Annotated in this window: 17 protein-coding genes; 7 read left to right on the top strand and 10 right to left on the bottom strand. The window is 67.3% G+C overall.

Annotated elements, in window-relative coordinates; translation table 11 throughout:
* Nucleotides 1–65: 65 nt before the first annotated feature.
* Complete coding sequence (locus ABU113_RS09260; protein WP_454559230.1) at nucleotides 66–2,396, bottom strand: TonB-dependent receptor; 2,331 nt, start codon at nucleotides 2,394–2,396, stop codon at nucleotides 66–68.
* A gap of 287 nt (nucleotides 2,397–2,683) precedes the next feature.
* Here ABU113_RS09260 and ABU113_RS09255 point away from each other — a divergent pair, with 287 nt between their 5' ends.
* Together ABU113_RS09255 and ABU113_RS09250 are read left to right on the top strand one after the other, a co-directional pair.
* Nucleotides 2,684–3,427 carry a helix-turn-helix transcriptional regulator gene (locus ABU113_RS09255; RefSeq protein WP_454559229.1) on the top strand — a complete coding sequence of 248 codons (744 nt, stop codon included), beginning with the start codon at nucleotides 2,684–2,686 and terminating at the stop codon, nucleotides 3,425–3,427.
* Between the two features lie 61 nt (nucleotides 3,428–3,488).
* Entirely contained in the window at nucleotides 3,489–4,643 is a 1,155-nt protein-coding gene (locus ABU113_RS09250; RefSeq protein WP_454559228.1) for an acyl-CoA dehydrogenase family protein, read from the top strand.
* A gap of 29 nt (nucleotides 4,644–4,672) precedes the next feature.
* On the opposite strand, the gene ABU113_RS09245 is transcribed toward ABU113_RS09250, so the two are convergent.
* From ABU113_RS09245 to ABU113_RS09225, 5 genes are all read right to left on the bottom strand, one after another.
* Entirely contained in the window at nucleotides 4,673–6,235 is a 1,563-nt protein-coding gene (locus tag ABU113_RS09245; protein ID WP_454559227.1) for a fatty acid--CoA ligase, read from the bottom strand.
* A gap of 95 nt (nucleotides 6,236–6,330) precedes the next feature.
* A complete protein-coding gene (locus ABU113_RS09240; RefSeq protein ID WP_454559226.1) occupies nucleotides 6,331–7,503 on the bottom strand; it encodes an iron-containing alcohol dehydrogenase in 1,173 nt (390 codons plus the stop codon).
* A gap of 29 nt (nucleotides 7,504–7,532) precedes the next feature.
* Nucleotides 7,533–8,066: a SixA phosphatase family protein gene (locus ABU113_RS09235; protein WP_454559225.1), complete on the bottom strand. Its 534-nt coding sequence runs from the start codon at nucleotides 8,064–8,066 to the stop codon at nucleotides 7,533–7,535.
* Between the two features lie 80 nt (nucleotides 8,067–8,146).
* Nucleotides 8,147–8,569 (bottom strand): tellurite resistance TerB family protein, encoded by a 423-nt coding sequence (locus ABU113_RS09230; protein ID WP_454559224.1) that lies wholly within the window; start codon nucleotides 8,567–8,569, stop codon nucleotides 8,147–8,149.
* Between the two features lie 36 nt (nucleotides 8,570–8,605).
* Entirely contained in the window at nucleotides 8,606–11,371 is a 2,766-nt protein-coding gene (locus ABU113_RS09225; protein ID WP_454559223.1) for an ATP-dependent DNA helicase, read from the bottom strand.
* A 55-nt stretch (nucleotides 11,372–11,426) separates the two neighbouring features.
* Here ABU113_RS09225 and ABU113_RS09220 point away from each other — a divergent pair, with 55 nt between their 5' ends.
* From ABU113_RS09220 to ABU113_RS09205, 4 genes are all read left to right on the top strand, one after another.
* Nucleotides 11,427–13,001, top strand: coding sequence for a lysine--tRNA ligase (locus ABU113_RS09220; RefSeq protein ID WP_454559222.1), 1,575 nt, complete (start codon nucleotides 11,427–11,429; stop codon nucleotides 12,999–13,001).
* A 54-nt stretch (nucleotides 13,002–13,055) separates the two neighbouring features.
* Nucleotides 13,056–13,841, top strand: coding sequence for a hypothetical protein (locus ABU113_RS09215; RefSeq protein WP_454559221.1), 786 nt, complete (start codon nucleotides 13,056–13,058; stop codon nucleotides 13,839–13,841).
* 61 nt (nucleotides 13,842–13,902) lie between these two features.
* Nucleotides 13,903–15,654 (top strand): hypothetical protein, encoded by a 1,752-nt coding sequence (locus tag ABU113_RS09210; protein WP_454559220.1) that lies wholly within the window; start codon nucleotides 13,903–13,905, stop codon nucleotides 15,652–15,654.
* A complete protein-coding gene (locus ABU113_RS09205) occupies nucleotides 15,655–17,385 on the top strand; it encodes a hypothetical protein (protein ID WP_454559219.1) in 1,731 nt (576 codons plus the stop codon).
* Nucleotides 17,386–17,459: 74 nt separating this feature from the next.
* On the opposite strand, the gene ABU113_RS09200 is transcribed toward ABU113_RS09205, so the two are convergent.
* The 3 genes from ABU113_RS09200 to ABU113_RS09190 form a co-directional block, all read right to left on the bottom strand.
* Entirely contained in the window at nucleotides 17,460–19,307 is a 1,848-nt protein-coding gene (locus tag ABU113_RS09200) for a DUF885 domain-containing protein (protein ID WP_454559218.1), read from the bottom strand.
* Between the two features lie 86 nt (nucleotides 19,308–19,393).
* Nucleotides 19,394–19,795 carry an MAPEG family protein gene (locus ABU113_RS09195; protein ID WP_454559217.1) on the bottom strand — a complete coding sequence of 134 codons (402 nt, stop codon included), beginning with the start codon at nucleotides 19,793–19,795 and terminating at the stop codon, nucleotides 19,394–19,396.
* Between the two features lie 24 nt (nucleotides 19,796–19,819).
* Nucleotides 19,820–21,130 carry an amidohydrolase family protein gene (locus ABU113_RS09190; RefSeq protein WP_454559216.1) on the bottom strand — a complete coding sequence of 437 codons (1,311 nt, stop codon included), beginning with the start codon at nucleotides 21,128–21,130 and terminating at the stop codon, nucleotides 19,820–19,822.
* Nucleotides 21,131–21,343: 213 nt separating this feature from the next.
* Here ABU113_RS09190 and ABU113_RS09185 point away from each other — a divergent pair, with 213 nt between their 5' ends.
* On the top strand, nucleotides 21,344–22,627 hold the full coding sequence (locus ABU113_RS09185; RefSeq protein WP_454559215.1) for an acyl-CoA dehydrogenase family protein: 1,284 nt from the start codon (nucleotides 21,344–21,346) through the stop codon (nucleotides 22,625–22,627).
* 54 nt (nucleotides 22,628–22,681) lie between these two features.
* Here ABU113_RS09185 and ABU113_RS09180 read toward each other — a convergent pair whose 3' ends face one another.
* Nucleotides 22,682–23,626, bottom strand: a complete 945-nt coding sequence (locus ABU113_RS09180) for a DUF808 domain-containing protein (protein WP_454559214.1) — start codon at nucleotides 23,624–23,626, stop codon at nucleotides 22,682–22,684.
* Nucleotides 23,627–23,642 lie beyond the last annotated feature (16 nt).

The following is a 23,642-nucleotide window of genomic DNA, read 5'->3' as shown; positions in this document are numbered from 1 at the left end:
GACCGGCCCCGGCCGGTCCGCCCGCGCGTGTGACAGGCGAGAGGGGCCACCCCTCTCGCGGATCGTCAGAACTTTACGCCGAACGACACACCGAAGGTGCGCGGCTGGCTCGGGAAGCGCACCACCACGTTGGCGTTGCTGGCCACCGCCGTCCACGCGTAGGTGTTGAAGAGGTTGCGCGCCCACAGCGAGGCGGTCCAGCGATCGTCGAGCGCATGCACGCCGATGCTGCCGTTGACCATGCCGTAGCCCTTGATCTTGTAGAGGTCGATGTCCTCGAAGATCGTGTTGCTCTTGCTCTGGTAGCGACCGTTGAGCACGACCTGCAACGCGATGGAGTCATTGAGCGGCTGGTCATACATTGCCGACAGGCTGCCCTGGAACTTCGGGCTGTAGATGAACGGCGTGCCGGAGAAATCGACATTCTCCACGCCCGCCGCCGTGGTGCCGAAATATTCCGTCACCTCGGTGTGCAGCCACAAGGCGGTGGCGCTGAGCGTCAGCGACCGGACCGGTCGGACCGTAACATCGACATCCAGACCATAGGCCTCCGACTTCGGAATATTGTCCAGCCGCGACAGCGCGGTGTAGATCGGGTCCGCGAAGTAGGTGCTGATCTGCTTGTCCTTGTAGTCATAATAGAACAGCGCCACGTTAGCCTGCATCCGCAGTGCTTCCACCGTCGATTTGAGGCCGATCTCGTAGGCCGTCAGCAGCTCCTGCTTCACCGGCCCGTTCTGCTGCGCCATGCTGGCCGCGTTGACGGGCGTGGTGCCCGATTTCGCGCCGCGCGACACCGAGGCGTAGCCGAGGAAGTCCGGGCTCGGCTTCCAGTCCAGCGCCACCCGCCAGGAGACATTGTTCTCGTCGAGCACCGAGCGGACCCGGCCGAAGGCACCTGCATCGGCATCGAACGTATTGCACTGGTTCTCGCTGATCGGGTCGGCAAGTACGCCATAGGCGGTCAGGAACAGGTAGCGGTTGACAACATTGACGTTGGGCAGCATCGACCCGTTGTGGTCGCGCGAGCAGCCGCTGTAACGCTGCTTGTCCTCGGTGTAGCGGATACCGCCGGTCAGCTTGAACTGGTCGTTGAGTTCCCAGTCGGCGTTGGCGAACAGGCTCCACGTCGTGGTCTTCATGTTCGCTTCATCGATATAGGTGCGGAATGCCTGGCTGATCTGCTCCAGCGTGTAGCCGCCGCTGTTGAACGGGGTCGCCGCCAGCGTGGCACCATAGTAACGGATCAGCCCGACGTTGGCATTCTGGCCAAGCAGGGTGCGGTTGCTGTCGAGAATCTTGTCCCGCGCGTAATAGCCGCCCACCAGCCAGTTCACTGGCCCGGACACGCCTTCGATATGCAGATCCTCGGCGAAGGACTTGATGCGCCCCACCCCGTTCTGGACCAGAATTTCATAAGGGGCGCCACTCCAGTCGAACAGGGCGTCGCGCTTGAAGTCATTGTAACTGGTCAGCGATACCAGCTTGATGTTGTCGGTGATGTCCTGGTCCAGTCGCAATTTCAGGCCAAGGAAGCGGTTGCCCTCGTTCAGCCGGCCATCCAGGCCTTCGCCGATACCGATGTCCGTCGCCCGCTGGGCATAGGGTGCCCAGTCGGCCTGGCTGGCCTTGGTCGGCTGGTTGTTGGCGATGTAGTCCACCAGACCCGGCGCGTTGAACGGGCTGCTGGCGGTGGCGGGGGTGAAGCCGATGCCCTGGCCGGCGACGGTGTCCGAGTTGTTGCGCCACCAGGTCACCGACAGGTCGATGTTGGTGCCTTCCGCCGGCTGCACCGCCAGCGCGCCGCGCAGGCCGTATTTCTCCACCTTGCCCAGACGCTCGTCACGGCTGTTGGACTTCTGCCAGCCCTTGTCGCTGTTCTCGCTACGGAAGGCCAGACGTGCCTGCACGCCCTCGGTCAGCGGGCCGGAGATGTAGCCGCCGATGTTGTAGGTCTGATAGTTGCCCAGGTCGGCGTTCAGCGCGGCCTTGAACTCGTCGGTCGGCTTTGCGGTGACGAAGTTGATCAGGCCCGCCGTGGTATTGCGGCCATAGAGCGTGCCCTGGGGGCCCTTCAGCACCTCGACGCGCTCAAGATCCATCACCGGGCCGGTATTCATGATCGGGTAGGCGTAGGCCACTTCATCGACGTAGGTGCCAACGGTCGACGTGGCGGACAGATTGATGGTGTTGAAGCCGATGCCGCGCATCGTATAGGTGGGGACGCCCTGATAGCTTTGGGACACCGTGAAGCTCGGTACCACGGTGGTGATGTCAGACACCGTATTGACCCGCATCGCGGTCAGCTTATCGGAATCGAAGGCCTGGATCGCCATGCCGACATCGTTGATCGATTCGGCGCGCCGCTGCGCGGTGACGATGATGTCCTGCAGCATGGTGTAATCTTCACCGCCGGAAGACGCTGCCGCGGCCTGCCCCCCAGCAGTCTGGGCCAGCGCCGCCGGCGCCAGAACGGATGTTGTCAGGGCGCAAACAGCCGCACCTGCCCAAAGAATCGAACGATAATCCATGAATCTGAACTCCCCCCCGCCGGACCCCATTGATTGTGTTGGCACTTTGTAATGCGATGGGTGTAGCCGGCTTCAAGGCTGGCAGGATCGCGTTGCGGCGGAGTACTATCAACCTGATAGCCGTATCAGGGTAGTAAAGGGAGAAGATGGGAATGGATGCGGAACGGCGGGCGCTGTGGGAGCAGACCGCCCGGTTCGTCGAAGCGGTGAAGGCCGCCGGGGAGGCCAACGGCTTGCCGTACATTGCCGCCCAGAGCGATCTGGGCGACCCGGAGCCGATGTGCGACGCCGACGGCCGCCCTTACGCCGAAACCAGTTTCCGCTGGTTCGGTCCGTTCGACCAGTACTGGCGCAACCGCCGGCTGGCACTGGACTCCCCGTTCCTCAATGCCGCGCGGATGATCGCCGAGCCCTTCTATTTCGCCGATGGCCGGCTGCACAGCTGGCGGGCGACCCGGCTGCTCGATGACTTCGACTGCACGCAGGTGACACGGCTCAGCGGCATCACCGCCGCCATCATCACGCCGGTGCATCTGCCACGCGGCATCATTGGCACGATGGTATGGGCCTCCCCCACCACGATGGATATCGCCCACGTGTTCACGAACCAGGCCGAGCACCTCCACGCGCTCGCCCTGCGGCTGATCGCCAGCCACGCCGAGGCCGCCGGGCGGCCACGCAACGCCGCGGCGCCTGCCGCACTCACCCGGCGCGAGGTGCAGTGCCTGCGCTGGGCGGCCGCCGGCAAGACCGACGGCGAGATCGGCATCATCCTGTCGCTATCGATCTCGACGGTGCGCTTTCACCTGCGCAATGCCTCGGCCAAGCTCGGCGCCACGGGCCGCGCGCAGGCGATCCAGGCCGCCGCCGGTCTTGGCTTCGTCGGCGCCCGCTGAGTCCCCCCTGTAACGTCCGCCAGCTTGCAAGAGAGGCGCCGGACACGCGATTCCGGCCGCCATGGATATTTTTCTCTCCGCCGACGACCGTCGCTTCCGCGACGAGGTTCGCACCTTCCTCGCCACCGCCCTGACGCCCGAGTTGCGGCGCGCCGGCCGGCGGGCCCGCAGCGTGTTCCACGAGCCGGACATCTCGCTGGCCTGGCAGCGCATCCTGCACACGCGCGGCTGGGTGGCGCCGGACTGGCCGGTGGCCCATGGCGGCACCGGCTGGACCGAAGTGCAGCGGTACATCTTCGCCGCCGAATGTGCCCGCGCCAATGCGCCGTCGCTGGCGCCGATGGGCCTGAAGATGGTGGCGCCGGTGATCATGCACTATGGCAGCGACGCCCAGAAGAACTTCTACCTCCCGCGCATTCTCTCCGGCGAGGATTACTGGTGCCAGGGCTTCTCCGAGCCCGGCGCCGGCTCGGATCTTGCCAACCTCGGCCTGCGGGCCGTGCCCGACGGCACGGATTATGTGCTCAACGGCTCGAAGATCTGGACCACCCACGCCCACCACGCCAACCGCATGTTCTGCCTGGTGCGCACCGGCAGCCACGGCAAGCCGCAGTCGGGCATCACGTTCCTGCTGCTCGACATGGCAAGCCCCGGCATTACCGTGAAGCCGATCATCACGTTGGCCGGCGACCATGAACTCAACCAGGTGTTCTTCGACGACGTGCGAGTACCGCAGGCCAACCGGCTGGGGGCGGAAAACGACGGCTGGTCGGTGGCGAAATATCTGCTGGCCTTCGAGCGCGGCGGCCGCTACGCGCCGGCGCTGCGGGTGACGCTCAACCAGCTGCGCGCCGCCGCTCACGACGAGGGACTGACCAGCGACCCCGACATCGCGCTCGGGCTCGGCCGGCTTGCCGCCGAGGTCGACGCACTGCAATCGCAGGAACTGCAGGCCCTGGTGGGCGGCCGCGCCGGCGATGCCGCGCTGCTGCCGTCGATGCTGAAGATCCTCGGCACCGAGATTTCCCAGCGGCTCGACGAACTGGCGCTGCTGATCGCCGGCCCAGCAGCCTTCCCGACCGTGCTCGACGCAGCGCCCGACCATGTGGCCGTCGCCATGCCGCGCTACCTCAACGACCGGGCGGCCAGCATCTATGCCGGCTCCAACGAAATCCAGCGCGACATTATCGCCCGGATGCTGCTCGGGCGGAGCTGAACCCCGCCCGTCAGCCTGCCGCGCGCGTGTCAGTTGACGTTGCGCGACTGACCGGCCCAATAGGGCTCACGCAGGGTCCGGCGCAATATCTTGCCCGACGGGTTGCGCGGCAGCGCGTCGATGAAGTCGACGCTCTTGGGGCACTTGAAGTGGGCGATGCGATCGCGGGCGTGGGCGATGATGCTCGCCGGGTCCGGCGACACCCCGGGCCGCGGCACGACGATCGCCTTGACCGCCTCGCCCCATTTGGCGTCCGGCACGCCGATCACCGCCACGTCCGCCACGTCGGGGTGGCCGTAGATGGCGCTCTCCACCTCCGCCGGATAGACGTTCTCGCCACCTGAGATGATCATGTCCTTGATGCGGTCCTGGATGAACAGATAGCCTTCCTCGTCCAGCAGGCCGGCGTCGCCGGTGCGCAGCCAGCCGTCGGCGTCGATTGCCCTGGCGGTCTCCTCCGGCCGGTTCCAGTAGCCCTTCATCACCATCGGCCCACGCACCATCACCTCGCCGACGGTGTTGGGCGGCAGCGTGCGCCCTTCCTCGTCGACGACCTTCAGCTCCACCCCCGGCATCGCCTTGCCGGCCGATGTCATGACGTGGACGCGTTCCGGCCGGTGATCTTCCGGCGCCAGCGCCGTCACCGGCCCCCAGGTCTCGGTCATGCCGTAGACCTGCATGAACTCGCAGCCCAGCACGGCAATGCCGGCCTTCAGCAGCTCCAGCGGAATCGGGCTGGCGCCATAGGAGAAGTAGCGCAGGCTGGAGAAATCCGTCTGCTTGGCGCGCGGATGGCCGAGCAGGATCTGCAGCGCCGCCGGCACCAGGAACAGCCGCTTCAGCCGGTGGGTCTCGATCGCCTCCAGCACCGCGCCGGGGTCGAACTCGCGCAGCACGATGTTCTCCTGCGCGCCATAGACATTGAGCAGCGCCGTGCCGACACCGGCGATGTGGGCGAACGGCATGGCCAGCATCGCCGTCTCGCCGGGCTGCGACGACAGCCATTCCAACCCCGAGCTATCGACCAGCGGCCGGAAGCGGGTGACGTTGGCGTGGGTCAGCATCGCGCCCTTGGGTTTGCCGGTGGTGCCGGAGGTATAAAGCTGCAACAGGATGTCCTCGGCGTCCACCGTCACCGGCGGCGGCGCGTCAGAGGCAACGTCGCGCCAGGCGGCAAAGCCATTGGCGGAGTCCGAATCCATGATGATCACGGAATCAAGCCCGTCTGCAAGCTTGCCGGCGGTTTCGGCGAACACCGCGTCGACGAACAGGTGGCGCGCGCCGCTGTCCCGCAGGATCCAGGCGATCTCGTCCGGCGCCAGTCGCCAGATCACCGGCACCAGCACCACCCCGGCCTTGGCGGCACCCAGCATCAGTTCGATGGCGGCATCGCTGTTCTTGCCCAGATGCGCGACCCGGTCGCCGGGCTTCAGCCCCATGTCGAGCAGCGCATTGGCGACCCGGTTGGTATGGCGATCGAGCATCGCATAATCGGTCACCCGACCCTCGAAGCGCAGGGCGATAGCCCGCGGTCTTTCGCGCCCGTGGCGATTGACGATGTCGCCAAAGGTTTCGGCCTGTTGTCCGGTCATATGTCATCCTCCCCGCCGGAAAGGTGGGGCCGCGGCCGGCGATCGCCAAGCTGTTGCGTGTGTCAGGGTTGGTCGTAGACCGCGGGTCCGGATGTTCAGCAGCGTCCATCCCAGGCCAGGGCATAGAGGGCGCGCATCTCGTCGATCGTCGGCACGCGCGGATTATTGGCCGGCGACCCCGAGGCCAGCGCCTGCTCGCACATCAAGGGCAGCAATGCCTCCCAACGGGCGCGCTCGATGCCAAACACCGGCGGCGTCGGCACGTCGAGATCGCGGTTGAGCGCCGCCAGCTCCTCGATGAGCCGGGCGACGGCGGCCTGGTCTCCCTCGTCGTCGCCGGCGATCCCCATGGCACGGGCGCAATCGGCGTAGCGGGCGGGTGCCGACGGCGCCGACCAGGCGGTGACGGCGGGCAGCAGCATGGCGTTGGACAGGCCGTGCGGCACATGGAAGTGGGCGCCGATCGGCCGGCTCATGCCATGTACCAGCGCCACCGAACTGTTGGAGAAGGCGATGCCGGCCTGGGTCGCCCCCAGCATCATCGCGGAGCGCGCCGGACGGTCCTGCGGGTCGGCGCAGACCCGGCGGATATTCGGCGCGATCGCCCGCATTGCCGCCAGCGCCATGGTGTCGCTGAACGGATTGGCCCGGCGCGAGACATAGGCCTCGATGGCGTGGGTCAGCGAATCGATGCCGGTGTCGGCGGTCAGCCGGCGCGGCTTGGTCAGCGTCAGCTCATAATCGACCAGCGCTGCCACCGGCAGATAGGCCAGCCCCGGGCAGAGCATCTTCTCGTCAGTGTCGCCGTTGGTGATGATGGTGAAGCGGGTCGCCTCGGAGCCGGTGCCAGCGGTGGTGGGGATGGCGATGATTGGCAGGCCCGGCTGGTCCTGCACATGCGGCACCTTGTAGTCGGCCATGGAGCCACCCAGCCGGCCCAGCACGGCGATGGCCTTGGCGCTGTCGAGCGGGCTGCCGCCGCCGAAGCCGATCACGCAGTCATGGTCGCCGGCCTCTAGACAGGCAAGCCCGGCCTCGATGGAGGCGATGGTGGGATCGGGCACGGTGTCGGCGAACACCCGCGCCTGGATACCGGTGGCGGCGAGATCATCGACCAGGCGCGAGACCCAGCCCTGGGCGACCAGAAAGCCGTCGGTCACCACCAGCGGCCGCGACAGCCCGAGCATGGCCAGCACCTCGCCGGCCTGGCGGGAGGCGCCGGCGCCGACGCGCAGGATGCGGGGCAGGGCGATGGCGCTGATGCTCATGGTCTGCCTTCCTTGTCGGCCGGTGTGGTTCAGTCGCCGTCGAGGTCGGCGTCGAGGTGCTTGGGCCGCACGTAGCGCAGCAGACGGCCGGTCCTGGCCTTCACGCCCGACCACTGGTCCACATCAAAGCCGATCTCCGCCAGCGTGCCGGTGGGGAATTTGGCCGCCAGCCCCGAGCGCAGCTTTTCCGGCCCGCTGCCTACCAGATGGAGCGCCAGATCCTCGAAACCGGGGTTGTGCCCGACCAGCAGCACCGACCGCACGCTGTCCGGCAGTTCGTGTACCAGATCGAGCAGTGTGTCGTGCGAGGCCATGTAGATGCGCTCGTCGAACTGCGCCTCAAGCGGCGCGCCATAGCCCTCGGCCACCAGCGCCAGCGTCTCGCGGGTACGGGCGGCGGGAGAACAGATCACGGCATCGAACTGCGCGCCCTCGGCCCGCAGATAGTGACCAATGCGCGGCGCGGCGCGGCGACCACGGTCGTTGAGCACACGGTCGAAATCCCGTTGGTGCGGGTCATCCCAGCTGGACTTGGCGTGGCGCAGCAGCGTCAGCGTCTTCACGAGGCGTCTTTCCCCAGGCTCTTTGTAACCGGCTTATACCGGCAGGACCGCAGGTCCAAGGCAAAATCTGGTGACCGACCTCAGCGCGCCGGCCGCCACCAGCGCGCGGCCGCCGCCCGTTCGATCGCCGAGGCGGCCAGCCGCTCGATGCCCAGCGTGGCGCGCACGGTATCGAGGATCGAGCGCTCGAAGCGTCCCAGATGGTCATCCGCCGCCGCCACGTCGCAGGCCAGGCAATAGGCGGTCTCGCAGGCCTCTTCCGGCACGGACTCGCGGATGATGCCGAGCACCGTTGTCAGCCCTTCCTCGGCGTCGAGGATGGAGCCGCAGTCGCGGGCGGTGGGGATGAGATGCTCGATGTTGAAGCCAGCGAACACCGGCAGATCCTGCACCAGCCGGCCGATCCGCTTCAGCTCGTTGTCGGACATTGACCGGTCGGAGCCGGCAACGACAATCATCAGGTAGATCAAGGCGGTATGCATGGAAATCGGCTGGCCGGTCATGGCGCGCGGGTGCCCTTTCAGGATGTTGGGTCGGGGTTAAAGATCGTCCGATACAGTAAGCGGCGCCTCCACGTGCGGCAAGGGCGCCAGAAAGTCGCGGGTCGCCGCCACCGCCTCGGCGAGGCCGACCCGTGCAATCGGCACGTCGGGCGGAAAGGCCGACAGCAGCCGAGAGGGCACCGCCGCGCCCAGCAGCACGAACACGCCGCGGTCTCGTGCGGTGCGGATCAGCCGGCCAAACGCCTGGGCAAGCCGGGCGCGGGTGACCAGATCGTCGTAGGCGGCGCCACCAAAGGCCGCCCGCCGGGCGGCGTGCAGGATGGTCGGGCGCGGCCACGGCACGCCTTCCAGCACCACCAGCCGCAGCGAATGGCCCGGCACGTCGACGCCATCGCGCAGGGCATCGGTGCCGAGCAGGCTGGCATGGGCATCGGCCCGGAACATATCGACCAGCGTGCCGGTGTCGATGGGGTCGACATGCTGGGCCAGCAGCGGCAGACCCTCCTCCGCCAATGGCCCGGCGATGCGGGCATGGACCGCCTTGAGCCGGGCAATCGCCGTGAACAACCCCAGCGCGCCACCGCCGGTGGCGCGGATCAGCGCCTTGTAAGCACCGGCGAGCTGGCCGATGTCGCCGCGCTTGACGTCGGTGACGACGAACACCCGGGCGGCATTGGCATAATCGAACGGCGAGGCGGCGGCGAAGCGGCGGGCCGGCAGCGGCAAGTGGTTGGCGCCGGTGCGGTGCTCGGCTCGGCTCCAGTCGCCAGGGTCGGCGCCACGGTCGCGCAGGGTGGCCGAGGTCACCACCACGCCGTGCGCCGGCTCCAGCACCAGCGAGGCGAACGGCCGGGTCGGGTCCAGCCAGTGGCGATGCAGACCGACATCGAACTCGCGGCCCTCGGCGCGGTCGAGCGCCATCCAGTCGACGAAATCGGGATTGGCGACACCGCCCAGCCGGCCGAGCAGGCCGATCCAGGCCATCACCGTCTGCCGGCGATACTTGAGCCCGGAAGCGGCGCCCTCCAGCCGGGTGCGCAGCGCGGAATCCAGCCAGTCCGGCCGGTCCTCGATCAGCACCGCCAGCCGCTGCTCCAGCGCCGCCATCGGGGCGACCAGCGCTTCCAGCATGTCCTGCGCCGCCAGCCCGGTTTCCACCACCTGTGGCGCCAGATTGGCGATCTCTGTCTCCAGTCCGTAACCGGACTCGCTCATCTCGGCGCGCGCCAGCACCTGCGCCCGCACCGCGCCGAGCAATTGCTCGATCGGCCCGTCGCCCGCCCCGTCGGCGACGCGGGCCAGCCAGCCGTCGGACGGCAGGTCGCGCGCCACCCGCAGCAGCAGCGCGAGCTGGGTGGCGCTGCTATCGTCGTGCAGCACCAGCTCGGCCAGCCGCGCCTCCAGGCCACGCCGTCGGCCCCGGCTGCGGCCGCCTTCCGGCCCCAGCAGCCAGCGGCGCAGCTCGATGGCCTCGGCACCGCTGAGATGGGCGGCGAAGGTGGAATCGGCGGCATCGAACAGGTGATGCCCCTCGTCGAAGACGATGCGGCTCATCACACCGCCCTCGGCGCGGCCGCGCGCGGCGTTGACCATCACCAGCGCGTGGTTGGCGACGACGATGTCGGCGCGCGCCGCCTTGCGCGCCGCCCGCTCGATGAAGCAGCGGCGGTAGTGCGGGCAGCCGGCGAAGACGCACTCGCCACGCCGGTCGGTGAGCGCCGCCAGCCGGCCATTGCCGAACAGCGAGGCCAGCCAGCCGGGGAAGTCGCCGCCGATCATGTCGCCATCGCGGGTATAGCGGGCCCAACGGGCGGTCAGCTGCGCCAGGATGGCGGCCCGGCCGGTGAAGGCGCCCTGCACCGCGTCCTCCAGGTTCAGCAGGCAGAGGTAGTTCTCCCGCCCCTTGCGGATGACCGTGCGGCGGGCACGCACCGCCGGGTCGGGGTAAAGCCTGGCCAGCTCGCCATCGAGCTGGCGCTGCAGCGCCTTGGTGAAGGTTGACACCCAGACAGTGCCGCCGGCCTGTTCGGCCCACAGGCTGGCCGGCGCCAGATAGCCCAGCGTCTTGCCGGTGCCGGTGCCGGCCTCCACCAGCGCCACGTTGGGCGCCGCCTGCATCTCGCGCGGCTGGAAGGCATGCGCCGCCGCGCGGGCGAAATCGCGCTGCTGCGGCCGGGCCTCGGCCCGCGCACCCACCAGATGGGCGAGGCGCGTGGCAACCGCATCACCGTTAAGGACAATATCGTGGGGGGCGGCGCGCGGCGGCATGTCCTCCCACTCCGCCAGGCTGAGGAACAGCGGCCGGTCGGCGTGGCGCGGCTGGGCGACGCGGGCGGCGACATCCGGCCCCCACGGCCATTTCAGCCGCAGTAGCGACTGGGCCGCGCCATAGGCGCCGACGCGAAACGGCCACAGCGGGTCGGCGATCTCGGCCAGCAGCGCCTCGGCCGCCCGGCGCAGGAACAGCGCCTCCTCCTCCAGCGTCGCCGGCGCCTCCAGCGCCAGCGCGCGGGCCAGCCCACGCGCCGTCGGCACGCAGAAGCGCGCCGGGCGGACGAAGGCGAACAGCTCCAGCAGGTCGAGCCCCGACAGCTCGGGGTAGCCCAGCCGCGAGGCGACCAGCGGCGCGTTGATCAGGATCACCGGGGTGTCGGCGGCCAGCCGGATCGCCTGGCCGCGCGTCACGGTGTGGACGCTGCCCGAGCTTTCCGCCACCCAGATGCCGCCATGGCCGGCCGCCAGCGTTGGGTAACGCAGTGGCGGCGGCGGCGGGTTCGACGACAGGGCGGGTTGATCGGACATGGCGGCGCTACTAATGACCATCTCCACATATGTTCACAACCCGTCTGGACAGTAGATGAGTGATCTCAAGGCCGCCGCGGCCGACAACAAGGCCTGGGTGTTCGAGGAAGCCCGCAAGCTGGTGGAGCGTTTCAAGGACGCGCCGCCGGCCAAAGGCTATGTGCTGTTCGAGACCGGCTATGGCCCGTCGGGCCTGCCGCACATCGGCACCTTCGGCGAGGTCGCCCGCACCACCATGGTCCGTCAGGCCTTCAGCCTGCTCTCCGACCTGCCGACCAGGCTGTTCTGCTTCTCCGACGACATGGACGGCCTGCGCAAGGTGCCGGACAATATCCCCAACAAGGAGATGGTGGCCGAGCATCTGGGCAAGCCGCTGACCCAGGTGCCCGACCCGTTCGGTACTCACCCCAGTTTCGGCCAGCACAACAATGCCCGGCTGCGCGCCTTCCTCGACACCTTCGGCTTCGAGTACGAGTTCCTGTCGGCCACCGACTGCTACAAGTCCGGCCGCTTCGACGCGACACTGCGGGCGGTGCTCGCCCACTATGACGCGGTGAAGGGCGTCATCCTGCCAACGCTCGGCGCCGAGCGGCGGGCAACCTATTCGCCGTTCCTGCCGGTCTGCCCGAAGACCGGCATCGTGCTGCAGGTGCCGACCATCGATCGCGACGTCGAGGCTGGCACCATCAGCTACATCGACCCCAACGACGGCGAGCGGATGACCGTGCCGGTGACCGGCGGCCACTGCAAGCTGCAGTGGAAGGCCGACTGGGCGATGCGCTGGGTGGCGCTGGAGGTCGACTACGAGATGGCCGGCAAGGACCTGATCGACTCGGTCACCCTGTCGTCGAAGATCGCCCGCGTGCTCGGCGCGCGGCCGCCGGAGGGCTTCAATTACGAACTGTTCCTCGACGAGAAGGGCGAGAAGATCTCCAAGTCGAAGGGCAACGGCCTGACCATCGAGGAATGGCTGACCTACGCCAGCCCGGAAAGCCTGGCGCTGTACATGTACCAGTCGCCGCGCAAGGCCAAGCGGCTCTATTTCGACGTCATCCCCAAGGCGGTCGATGAATATTACCAGTTCCTCGCCGCCTACCCCGGCCAGGCGGCGGCGGAGAAGCTCGGCAACCCGGTGCACCACATCCACAACGGCCAGGTGCCGAGCGTCGACCTGCCGGTGTCGTTCAGCCTGCTGCTGAACCTGGTGGCCGCCGCCAACAGCGACGACCGCGCGGTGCTGTGGGGTTTCCTCTCCCGCTATGCGCCGGGCACCAGCCCCGAGAGCCACCCCGAACTGGACAAGCTGGTGGGCTACGCGCTGGCCTACTACCGCGACCGGGTGGCGCCGCTGCGCCAGCTGCGCGCGCCGACGGCGGCCGAGCGGCCGGCATTCGAGGATCTGCTGGACCGGCTGGGCCGCATCACCCCGGACATGGACGCCAAGGCGATCGAGAACGAGGTCTACGAGGCCGGCAAGCAGAACGGCTTCGAGGCCAATCTGCGCGACTGGTTCAAGGCGCTCTACGAATGCCTGTTCGGCCAGGCGCAGGGGCCTCGCATGGGTTCGTTCATCGCGCTCTACGGCATCGAGGAGACCCGGCGTCTGGTAGCCGGCGCGCTGGCGGCCTGAGCCCCCCGACGCGGGGCCTTCAACGCCGGCCGATCCCGGGTTAGGCTGCACGCCATGCCGCACCCACACGCCGCCCCGTTCCTGCTCGCCCTGATACTGGCCGTCACGCCGGCCGCCGCCAGTCCCGCGCGCGCGCTGTTCGAGGATGGCAGGTTCAGCGAGGCGGCCACCGCCGCCCGCGACGAGGGCACGCCGGACGCGCTGGCGCTGGCGGCACGGGCGACGCTGGCGGTAGCCGCCTTCGAGGCGCCAACCAAGGCCCGCGCGGAGGCCCTGATCCGCACTGCCATCGCCGATGCCGAGCGTGCCTTGCAGCAGGAGCCGCGCCAGCATGAGGCGCAGCTGCAGCGGGCAATCGCCAAAGGCTATCTCGCCAAACTGGGCAATTCCCCCAAACTCGGCCGCGAAGCCCGCCGGCTGATGGATCAGGCGTTGCGGCAAGCACCCGACAATGCGCTGGCGTGGGCCGCACTGGGGGGCTGGCACGGCGAATCGGTGGCGACACTGGGCGGCTTCCTCGCCGGTTCGCTTCTGGGCGCGCGGGAGTCCGAGGGCATCCGCCACTATGAGGAAGCACTGCGGCGCGACCCGGCGAGCCCCACCTTCCCGACCTTCTTCGCCTTCACGCTGGCGCGTCTCGACGATGACAACTGGCCACGCGTACGCACGCTGCTGGAGCGGGCCGGCAAACTGCCGCCGCGCGACGGCTTCGAGGCGCTGATGGCGGCCCAGGCACGCGACGTGCTGGCGGCGCTGAACGCCCGCGAAACAAAGCGGGCGAAGGTATTAATCCTGCGCTATCAACCCTTTGGCCAGTTTCTGGCAGGCAAGGCCCCTTAACCCGGCATTCATCGGCGCGGCCTAGAATGACGGGGTGGGGACCGTGCGATGAGGGGATACGGTGCAGAAGCTGGCGGCCTGCTTTGGCGCAGGCGACATTGACGACATTCTTGCCAGGCAGAATCCGGGTGACTGGACCACGACCACGGTCGCGGCCGGCACCGGGCGACTGGGGTTGCTTGCCCATCCGCGCGCGGCCGGGCGCTATGAGGGCCTGCTCGGCCCGGGCCTGCACCGCTGGGGCAATGACTGCCTGCTGATCGCCGGCGGGCCACTCAACGTGCCGGCGCTGGCCACGCTGCCGGACCTGGACGCGGCGGTGGCGGCCCTGTGCGCCGCCGACGGCACGTTCGCCGCCATCGGCTGGGACGCCCGGCGCCAGCGCCTGCTGCTGATCACCGACCCCATGGGCCTGCGGCCGCTGCACATCCGCCAGGAGGCCGGGTCGATCCTGGTCGCCAGCGATACCAAGGTTTTCCCCTACGAGCCCGATGCCGCCGGCTGGGCCGCCTTCATCCGCTGCGGCGAGCTGATCGGCGACCGCACCCTGGCCCGGGGGGTGCGCCGGGTCGACGGCGGCCAGGTAGTCAGCATCGACCCGGTGACCGGCGTTCAGGAAGCCCGACGCTACTGGCACTTCGAGGGCGAGGGCGCGCCGCCGGCGCTTGACGACGTCATCGACCTGCTGGTGGCCAACGCGCGCGACTATGCCCGCCACTTCCCGCAATCGCAGTGCCTGATGTCGGGCGGCTATGATTCCCGGCTGATCGCCTTCACGCTGGCGCGCGCCGGCATCCACCCGCCAACGCTGACGGTCGCCCACGCGGACGAATATGGCGACCTCGACGGCCGCATCGCCGGCCGCATGGCCCGACTGGCGGGGCTGGAGAACCGCCGCGTCCACCCCGGCGAGGACTTCTTCTCATCACCCGCCTTCCTCGACTATCTGTGGGCCAGCGACGGCACCACGCCGTGCCTGTACCTGTTCATTGCCCAGGTGGCGCAATTCCTCGACGGCACGCCGACCTGGGAGGGCAACCTGCCCGCTGGCCTATTCAAGGCGGTGCGCAACCCGCGTGGCCGAGGTCTTACAGCGCTCGCCGATACGATGATCGGTTCACCCGACAAGCCCGCCTGGCAGGCAGCGCGACGGCTGTTCAAGCCAGGCTTTGTTGCGGCGATGGAGGACGGCCTGCGCCATGACTGGGCACAGTCTGTCACCGACTTGCCCGACGATGCGGCGGGTGTCTGGCAGTGGGCAGCCTGCAACCATATGCGTGCGCGCCCCGGCATCAACCCGTTCCGCGTTTTCCCCAACCGTGGCGAGGTGCTGTCGCTGGGCGCGACGCAGACACTGTGGCAACAGATGGCCCGGCTCGACCCCCTTGAGCGGCTCGACGACGCTTATGTCCGGCGTCTTCTGGCGCGCCTGGATGCACGCGCCCTCTCACTGCCGCTGATGCACGGAAACTCCCTGACACCGCCGACGCACCGCTCGCTCCTGTACCGCGCACTCAATATCGAATTGCACCTGCGTCGTTTCATCGAACGCCATCCAAGCGCCGGTCGCCTGTTTGGCCTCACCAAGACCGGGGGCTTCGCCCCGAGCATTTTCATGGCAACCGACGCCCTGTGGACCGAAGACGATCCGTTGCTGGACATGGATGCCCTGCGGGTCCTGCGCCAGGGGCCACGTGATGTGATCACCGAACGGATGCTCCTTCATTGGCGCGCCACGCGCTGGCTGCATGAAAAGCGACTCTTTACCCAGTTCAATGCGCCTACCGCCCCCACCCCGCTAAGGACCAGTTAGATGCAAAAGATTGCTCTTGATCTCAGCGGCACCAGCGTGGCCGACATGCTACGTGCTCAAGACCCGGGCGACGGCTGGGTGACGGATATTGAAGCAATCGGCCGAGGGCAAATCGGTGTGCTGCACCGGCGGGACGATCCGGCAATGGTCCGCGCCGGCATCGGGCCGGGCCTGAAACGGCTGGGCGACGACATTATCGCATTCTCGGGCCTTCCTCTTGATCCGGCGCGCATCGCAAGCCTTTCGTGTGCCCGTGATCTTGTTACCATGATGCCGGATTGCGACGGCTATTTTGCCGCCGTCGGCTGGAGTGCAGCCGAGAAGCGGCTCTATGTGGTCGGCGATTTCCTGGGGCTGCAACCGCTATATTACCAGATCGACGCCAACTCGCTGCGCCTTGCCACTGAAACCAAGGCATTTCCATATACGCCCGATCCTGCCGGCTGGGGCGCCTGGATGGCCTGCCAGTACGTTATCGGCGACCGAACGCTGAACCGGGGTGTGGCACGACTTGGCGTGGGTTCCACCGTCGTCATTGATGCTGATCGACCACGCTGGGAGCCCCGCCGCTATTGGCACTGGCCACAGGTCGCGCCCCAGACGCCTGACCTTGATGCGGTGCTGGAGCCGCTGCGACGCAACCTCGCCGATTACGCCGCCATCGTGCCGGATGCCACCGTGCTTGTATCTGGTGGCTTTGATTCTCGCCTGATTGTCGGCCTTCTGGCGGAAAGCGGGCGTCATCCGCCCGCCATGGGCATGACCCATCGCAATCAGAATTTCGACATGGACCATTCCCTCGCGAAGAAAGTTGCCTCGGCGGCCGGCCTGAAGCTTGCGGTCACGAACCCGGCGGACGATTTCTTCTCTACGCGCGCGTATCTCGACTATGTCTGGGCCAATGAGGGTGCCACGCCCAGCCTTTACCTTTACATCAGTCAGTTGCAGCAATTCCTCGGCGGATTGCCCGGCATCTGGGAAGGACTGATTCCTGCACATACCCTGCGCAATGTTCATCAGCCGGCCGGGGGCTTCGCCGCAATGCGCCGCGAGGAATTCCTGCCGGAAGACCACCCCTATTGGCAGGCTGCCAAGCAGATCATGCAGCCCGCGTTCTATGGCGCCATGCGCAACGACTTTCTGGCTCTTCTCGATCGCACTGTTGCGGCACACGACGACAACGATACCGGCACGTGGCAATGGATTGTCGAAAACCGGATGCGGAACCGTACCGGCCCTAACCCGGCCAAGGTATATGCACAAAAGACCACCCCGCTCATCCTCGGCACCAGCCAGGCGTTGTGGCAGGCTGTGGCGCCAATGCCGCATGATGAACGTAACTACCGGTTCTACCTACGTTTGATGGATGCAACCTTTCCCAAGCTCGCGCGCTATCCCTTCGACAGCGCTGGCGAACTGTTCGTTGGTAGGCACGCACGCCTGTGGGGCATCTATTACAAGGCGCACCAGTGCTTCTCAAACACCATGTTTGCACGACCGAAGATCGCTAAACTACTCGGTGCAGAGCCGTTCGTCTGGCCAGCCTCACGCTTCCTTGAGGCGCCAGCAATCCTCGACGAGGACGACCCTTGTCTCAACATGGATGCACTCCGTGCACTTCGACGTCAGGGTTCACTTCCCAAGTCGATAGCCCGCCTGCTGTTTCACTGGCGGGCGGCACGCTGGGTGCACGAAGGCCGCCTCCACGCCACGCTCATCCCCAACGCCTAGCCGCTTTTCATAATCGCCTGAACGACAACCGGCGCCGTCTCGCGACGGCGCCGGTGCCATTTACAGCGCAGGATTTACGCCTTGGCCTTCTCCGCGGCGATCCAGGCGCGAATCTTCGTCTCCAGCACATTCATCGGCAAGGCGCCGGTATCGAGCACCTGGTCGTGGAAGGCGCGCACGTCGAACTTGCCGCCCAGTGCCGCCTCGGCCTCGGTACGCAGCCGGCGAATGGTGAGCTGGCCGATCTTGTAGGCCAGTGCCTGGCCCGGCATGGCGATGTAACGCTCCACTTCATTGGTGGCGTCGGTCTTGGACTGGGCCGAGGTATCCAGCATATACTGGATGGCCTGATCGCGTGACCACCCCTTGGCATGAATGCCGGTGTCCACCACCAGCCGCATCGCCCGCAGCATCTCGTCGTCGAGATGACCGAACCGCTGGTAGGGGTCGGTAAACAGTCCCAGTTCCGGCCCCAGCGATTCCGCGTACAGCGCCCAGCCCTCGACATAGGCGGTGTTGCCGCCGAAACGCATGAAAGGCGGCAGCGCCGTGTTTTCCTGCGCCAGGCTGATCTGGAAGTGATGTCCGGGCTCCGCCTCATGCAGGAACAAGGTCTCCATGCCCGGCGAGGTGCGCGACGGCAGATCGTACGTATTGGCATAGAAAACGCCGGGCCGCGATCCGTCTGGCGTGCCCTGCATGTAGTAGGCGCCGGCCTGGTTCTTCTCCATGAATTCTGGCACCGGGCGCACCTCGAACGGCGTCTTGGGCACCTTGTTGAACAGCCTGGGGATGCCGGCTTCCGTTCGGGCCTGGATGTCGGCGTAGCGCGCGATCAGGGCTTCCTTGGTCTTGAACTTGAACTTGGGGTCTTCGCGCAGATAGCCGAAGAACTGCTTGAGCGTACCCTTGAAGCCGACCTCGGCCTTGATCGCCTCCATCGCCCTGGTGATGCGTGCCACCTCGTCAAGACCGATCTGGTGAATCTGTTCCGGCGTCAGGCTGGTGGTGGTGTGCTGCTCGACCAGTGCCGCATAGAGCCGCGGGCCGTCCTGCATCGACAGCAGACCGGGAACGTCGCGCGAAGCGTTGAGATAGTCGGTTTCCATGAAGGTCTTGAGGCGCTGGTAGGCCGGCACGATCTTGCCATCGATGGCCTGCCGGTAAGCCGCTGTCAGCCGCGCCTTGTCCTCGGTGCCGATATCAGCCGGCATTGCCTTGATCGGCATGAAGAACGGGCTGTCCTCGGCCTTCATCTTTAACAAGGTGTCGAGCTGGCCGATGACATTGCGGGTGACAATCTTGGGCTGGACGTGGCCGGCCTCCATACCCTCGCGCATCCGCCCGATCGCCCGGTCGAGAAAGGTGACAAAGCCGTCAATGCGGCTCAGCCCGTTCTCATAGTCCTTTACCGTCTTGTAGGGCGCCGCGGACTGGCCGGAGGAGATGTCCGGAAAGAAGACATGGACGCCGTTGAAATGATCAACCGGCAGATGCGCCTGCACGGTCGTCAAGCCAGTGGTGAAATAGCGTAGCGCTTGCTGCGTCTGATACTTGAAAACGTCGTAGGCGATCTGGTCGGTGGGAGACAGGGCGGCCCGGTCAATGGCGAGCAGGCCGTTTAGGTCGGCCTCCTGCTTGGTCCGAACAGCCGCCAGATAGCCGTCGCTGATATAGTCGCCGAACTGATCGGCATAGCGCATGTCACCACGGAACAGCGCATTGAGCGGAGAGAGCTTGAGATCGGCCTCATCGCTGTTGGCGAACAGCGCCTTGAGCCGCTCACCTGGCGCCGGCTGCGGTGCCACGGCGGGGGCAGCGACGGCCGCCGGCGGTGGGGTCGCCGGCGCGCTGGCGCAGGCCGCGATCAGCAATGGCAGAAAGGCGACGCTGGCACGCAGCGACGAGGAGATTGTCAGCATGGAGTTGCCCCTTTGATATCTGGTTGGGCCGCCCGACGCGGCCGGATGCACAATCTGGCAGCGCTGTCGGCGCGCCGTCGCAAGCCTCACGCGATGAAATGCCAGAGAATCACGCCCAACGAACCGAGCAGGCAGACCAGCATGGGCAACGCCGTAAGAGCGAAGCCCAGCTCCCGCTTCTCCGCCGCGCGGGCATAGCCGATGACGTACAGCACGCGACCGACACACCACACCGCCGCCGCCAGCGCCGCCCAGCAATCACCGACGGTGAGCGCGAACAGCCAGGCCGCCGGCAGAAACATCACGATCTGCTCGTGCGTGTTCACATGGGCACGATAGATGCGGTTGAACTCGTCTGGGCCGGCGGTCGCCGGCGCCCGCACACCAAGCCGGCTGCGAGCGCGCGCGACGACGATGCCAGTCCAGAAATAGACCAGCAGGCACATCAAGGTCAGCGCGCCAGTCAGCGGATACGCCAAATTCTCCATGATTCCCCCCTTGTTCAGATCACATCACTGCATCGGCACGACACGGCCGGCGGCCATGACGAAGGCCACATGCTGCAGACTGCGGACATCGGTGAGCGGATCGCCGTCCACCGCGATCAGATCGGCCGCCTTGCCCGGTTCCAGCGTGCCGGTCTCGGCGTCAACGCCCAGCAGGCGGGCGGCCACCGTGGTCGCCGATGCCAGAGCCTCGCGCGGGGTGAGGCCACCATAGTCCACCATCATCTGCAGCTCCTCGGCGTTGCGGCCGTGCTCGAACACACCGGAGTCGGTGCCGAAAGCAATCGGCACGCCCAGCCGTTTGGCCGCCGTCAGCGACTTGCCGAGTTCCGCCAGCGCTTTCTTCGCCTTGGCCTCGACCTGCGCCGTGTAAACACCCTTGCCGATGCGGTCCTTCAGGCCGGTGAAGGCCATCAGCGTCGGCACCATGTAGCTGCCCGAGGCCTTCATCGCCTTCAGCCCTGCCTCATCGGCGAAGGTGCCGTGTTCGATGGAATCGACACCAGCCTTCGCCGCCGCCTCAATGCCACGCGGACCGTGGGCATGGGCCGCCACCCGCAGCCCCAGCGCGTGGGCCGTCGACATGATGGTGCCCAGCTCGTCGTCGGTGAAGTGCTTGTCGAGACCGCGCGCCTGCTGGCTCAGTACGCCACCGGTCGCCGTGATCTTGATGACGTCGGCGCCGGCGCGCGAGGCCTCGCGGACGCGGGCCGCGCACTGGTCCTTGCCGGTGCAGGTGTTGTTCGCCGACAGCACGTCCACCACCTCGCGGCGGAAGCCCGACACGTCGCCATGGCCACCGATGATGGAGATCGCCGGGCCGGACGCGAGAATGCGCGGCCCGTGAATAACACCTTCACGTACCGCGTCGCGCAGCGCGAAGCCGACATTGCGGCCAGACCCGACGTCACGCACGGTGGTAAAGCCGGCGCGCACAGTCACCAGCGCGTTCTTGGTGCCGACCGCCGTCGCGTATTCATCACTCAGCACCGCCTCCTGCCACCACGGCGTGCCGGGGTCGCCGGAGAGGTGAACGTGCGAGTCGATCAGGCCGGGCAGCACGGTCTTGCCGCCCAGATCAATAACCTTCACCGGCTCGTCGGCCTTGAGATCCTTCACCACCGCGGCGGCCTCGGGCGCGCCGGCGGCGACCGTCACGATGCGGCCGTCGCGCACGACAATGGTGGAGGCACCCAGCGCGGGCTTCGCCGCGTCAGTCACAACCCGGCCGGCGCGCACTAAAATTACCTCTGCCTGGGCGGCCGGCGCCAGCGCCGCGCCGAACATGAGAGTGGCAAGCAGGATGGACTTGGTCATGACGCGCTCCCTGGTAATTTTGTTGCGCAAGCTGCCCCGCCGGCGCCCCGCGCGCAAGAGGCTTGTTGTCCATGAAGCCGCCTCCCCCCCCCACCGTGCCGGACGCTTGCTGCTGCCATGACCACGCCGCCCATGGTAGAGTGGCAGGTGATGGCGCCCTTTCATTGGCCATCAATCAACTATTCCAAGATGATAGATTTGTGGGAGGATGTATTGGACTTTGACCTGCCGGCGGCGCTGACCGCCTATCTCGCCGAACTTGACCAGTTCATCGCCGACCAGATCGCGCCGCTGCAGGCGGCTGACGACAACGAGCGCTTCTTCGACCATCGTCGCGAACATGCCCGCACCGACTGGGACCGGGGTGGCCTGCCCCGCCACGAGTGGGAAGCCCTGCTGGGCGAGGCCCGCCGCCGCGCCGACGCCGCCGGCCACCTGCGGTTCGCCCTGCCGTCCGAGTTCGGCGGCAAGGACGGCGGCAACCTGTGGATGGCGGTGATCCGCGAGCATATGGCCGCCAAAGGGCTCGGCCTGCACAACGACCTGCAGAACGAGCACTCGATCGTTGGCAACTTCCCGCAGGTGCTGATGTTCCGCGACTTCGGCACGCCCGAACAGCGCGCCGAGTTCATCCCCGGCATGATCGAGGGCCGGCGGGCGCTGCCGTTCGGCCTCACCGAGCCCGACCATGGCTCCGACGCCACCCACATGGAAACCCGTGCGGTGCGGGAAAGCCGCGGCGGCGTGGCCGGCTGGCGCATCGACGGCGAGAAGATGTGGACCACCGGCATGCATGTGGCGACCCACTGCATGGTGTTCGCCCGCACCTCCGGCCGCGATGGCGACGCGCGCGGCATCACCTGCTTCATCGTGCCGGCCGACGACCCGGGCGTCGAGGTGATGGAATATCTGTGGACGTTCAACATGCCCACCGATCATCCGCGCGTCCGCTTCAGTAACGTCTGGGTGCCGGACTCGGCCATTCTCGGCGAGGCCGACGACGGGCTGGCGCTGGCGCAGCACTTCGTCCACGAAAACCGCATCCGTCAGGCCGCCTCGTCGCTGGGCGCCGCCGCCTACTGCGTGCGCGAGAGCATTGCCTACGCGCGCGAGCGCAAGCCGTTCGGCAAGCCGCTGGCGGCCAACCAGGCGATCCAGTTCCCGCTGGTCGAGCTGTCGACACAGATCGAGATGCTGCGGCTGCTGATCCGCAAGACCGCCTGGGAGATGGACCGGATGAGCAAACCGGAAGTCGCCAGCCGTCTTTCCGACAAGGTGTCGATGTGCAACTACTGGGCAAACCGGCTGGTGTGCGAGGCGGCGGACCGCGCCATGCAGGTGCATGGCGGCATCGGCTACTCCCGCCACAAGCCGTTCGAGCACATCTACCGCCATCACCGCCGCTACCGCATCACCGAGGGCGCGGAGGAAATCCAGATGCGCAAGGTCGCCGCCTGGCTGTTCGGTTTCGCCGGACCAAACAAGGCGGCGCACTGACACACAGCGCCGCGCGCCCGGGGTTCGAAGCCTCGCGGCCACTCTTTACGCGGCTTAATGGGACTTTGCCGCCCTACGCGGCAGGGCATGCGTCACGGCAACGATGACGCCGCCGATGAGAAGCCCGACCACCGCCGAGCCGGCGGCCGCCACCACCCACTCGACCGCCGCCGCCGCCACGGGCACAGCCCGGGCGGCGGCCGAGGCCGCGCCATGGACCCAGTGCGGAACCGTGTGCAGGCCGAACACCTCCAGCCCGTGAACGATGATGCCACCGCCGACCCAGACCATGGCGGCGGTGCCGATGCCCGACAGGCCCCGCAGCAGCCTGGGCATGGCGGCGACGAGGAACCGGCCCACCGCTTGCGCCAGCACCCCGCTGCGGCGCGCCAGATGCAGGCCGATGTCGTCCATCTTCACGATCAGCGCGACAGTGCCGTAGACACCCACGGTGATGGCGATACCGACCGCCGCCAGCGCCGCCGCCTGCATCGGCAGCGACATGTGCGGCAGTTGCGACAGCGCGATCGCCATGATTTCCGCCGACAGAATGAAGTCGGTGCGCACAGCGCCACTGACCTGACGCGCCTCCAGCATCTGGGGATCGGTGATCTCGGCCACGTCCTCGTCCGCGTCGCCCCGGTGCAGCACGATCTCGACGATCTTCTCGGCCGCCTCGAAGCAGAGGAAGGCGCCGCCCAGCATCAGCAGCGGCGTGATCGCCCACGGCGCCAGCGCGCTGAGCAGCAGCGCCACCGGCAACAGAACGAGCAGCTTGTTGCGCAGCGACCCCAGCGCGATCTTGGCGATGATCGGCAGTTCCCGGTCCGGCGTCAGGCCGACGACGTAGCGCGGCGTCACCGCCGTGTCGTCGATCACCACGCCCGCCGCCTTGGCGCCGGCCTTGCCGGCGGCACCGGCCACATCATCGAGCGACGCCGCCGCCAGCTTGGCGATGGCCGCGATATCGTCGAGCAGGGCGAACAGTCCTGAAGCCATGGCGAACCCGTGTATC

Source organism: Parapedomonas caeni, assembly GCF_041060555.1.
Taxonomy (GTDB): domain Bacteria; phylum Pseudomonadota; class Alphaproteobacteria; order Sphingomonadales; family Sphingomonadaceae; genus CAUJIW01.
The sequence above is the reverse complement of the archived record's forward strand: the minus strand, read 5'-3'. Positions and strand labels throughout refer to the sequence as shown.

Excerpts from the sequence above, each read along its gene's own strand:
- ABU113_RS09180 (WP_454559214.1), bottom strand. The coding sequence starts at position 23,626 with ATGGCTTCAGGACTGTTCGCCCTGCTCGACGATATCGCGGCCATCGCC.
- ABU113_RS09205 (WP_454559219.1), top strand. The coding sequence starts at position 15,655 with ATGCAAAAGATTGCTCTTGATCTCAGCGGCACCAGCGTGGCCGACATG.
- ABU113_RS09255 (WP_454559229.1), top strand. The coding sequence starts at position 2,684 with ATGGATGCGGAACGGCGGGCGCTGTGGGAGCAGACCGCCCGGTTCGTC.
- ABU113_RS09260 (WP_454559230.1), bottom strand. The coding sequence starts at position 2,396 with ATGCTGCAGGACATCATCGTCACCGCGCAGCGGCGCGCCGAATCGATC.
- ABU113_RS09220 (WP_454559222.1), top strand. The coding sequence starts at position 11,427 with ATGAGTGATCTCAAGGCCGCCGCGGCCGACAACAAGGCCTGGGTGTTC.
- ABU113_RS09190 (WP_454559216.1), bottom strand. The coding sequence starts at position 21,130 with ATGACCAAGTCCATCCTGCTTGCCACTCTCATGTTCGGCGCGGCGCTG.
- ABU113_RS09200 (WP_454559218.1), bottom strand. The coding sequence starts at position 19,307 with ATGCTGACAATCTCCTCGTCGCTGCGTGCCAGCGTCGCCTTTCTGCCA.
- ABU113_RS09245 (WP_454559227.1), bottom strand. The coding sequence starts at position 6,235 with ATGACCGGACAACAGGCCGAAACCTTTGGCGACATCGTCAATCGCCAC.
- ABU113_RS09230 (WP_454559224.1), bottom strand. The coding sequence starts at position 8,569 with ATGACCGGCCAGCCGATTTCCATGCATACCGCCTTGATCTACCTGATG.
- ABU113_RS09225 (WP_454559223.1), bottom strand. The coding sequence starts at position 11,371 with ATGTCCGATCAACCCGCCCTGTCGTCGAACCCGCCGCCGCCGCCACTG.
- ABU113_RS09250 (WP_454559228.1), top strand. The coding sequence starts at position 3,489 with ATGGATATTTTTCTCTCCGCCGACGACCGTCGCTTCCGCGACGAGGTT.
- ABU113_RS09215 (WP_454559221.1), top strand. The coding sequence starts at position 13,056 with ATGCCGCACCCACACGCCGCCCCGTTCCTGCTCGCCCTGATACTGGCC.
- ABU113_RS09240 (WP_454559226.1), bottom strand. The coding sequence starts at position 7,503 with ATGAGCATCAGCGCCATCGCCCTGCCCCGCATCCTGCGCGTCGGCGCC.
- ABU113_RS09195 (WP_454559217.1), bottom strand. The coding sequence starts at position 19,795 with ATGGAGAATTTGGCGTATCCGCTGACTGGCGCGCTGACCTTGATGTGC.